Genomic DNA, 639 nt, shown 5'->3' with positions numbered 1-639 from the left:
GACCTCGCCCTGGCCGCGGTGTCGGCGGCCCCGGGCGGGAGCAGCGCGGGAAGCGTCGCCCAGCGGACGCTGCCGGTCTTCGAGAGGGCGGGCGACGACCTCGGGCAGGCGCGGGCGTGCATCCGGCTGGCGCAGGAGCGGCAGTTGCACGGCAGGCACGGCGAGGCCGATGTCCTGCTCTCCCGCGCCCTGGACCACGCGCGCCGCTCGGGTGCCGAGCCCGAACGGGCCCTGGCGCTGGGCGCGATCGGCGTCTCGCTGTGGCGCGGGCCCGAGCCGGTCCCCTCGGCGGTCTCGCGCAGTCGCCGCCTGCTGGCGGAGCACGGCGACCGCCGGCCCACCGTACGGCTGACCCTGAACTGCCCGCTGGCCGTGCTGTTCGCGCTCCAGGAGCGCTGGGACGACGCGCACGCCTGTCTCGCCGGGGCGGAGCGGCTGGCCGGTGAACTCGGTTACGCCGAGGGCCGGGTGGTGCTGCCGCTGTTCGGCGCCGCGGTGGCGACGCTCGCGGGCGACGGGAGCCGGGCTCTGGATCTGCTGGACGAAGCGGACGGCGCCGCGCGGGAGTTGCAGGCCGAGGCCCTGCGGGACGCGGTGGCCAGGGACGCGGCGCGGCTGCTGGTGGACGCGGGCCGTCAC

General features: G+C 78.1%; 1 pseudogene. It reads left to right on the top strand.

Annotation, left to right across the window (positions count from 1 at the left end):
- Window positions 1–639 (top strand): annotated as a pseudogene (locus tag BGM09_RS27140) (adenylate/guanylate cyclase domain-containing protein); the annotation flags it as partial.

Source organism: Streptomyces sp. CBMA29 (genome assembly GCF_014596445.1).
In the GTDB taxonomy this organism is placed as follows: Bacteria; Actinomycetota; Actinomycetes; order Streptomycetales; family Streptomycetaceae; genus Actinacidiphila.
Note: the sequence above shows the minus strand (reverse complement) of the source record. Positions and strands in the feature narration are given on the sequence as shown.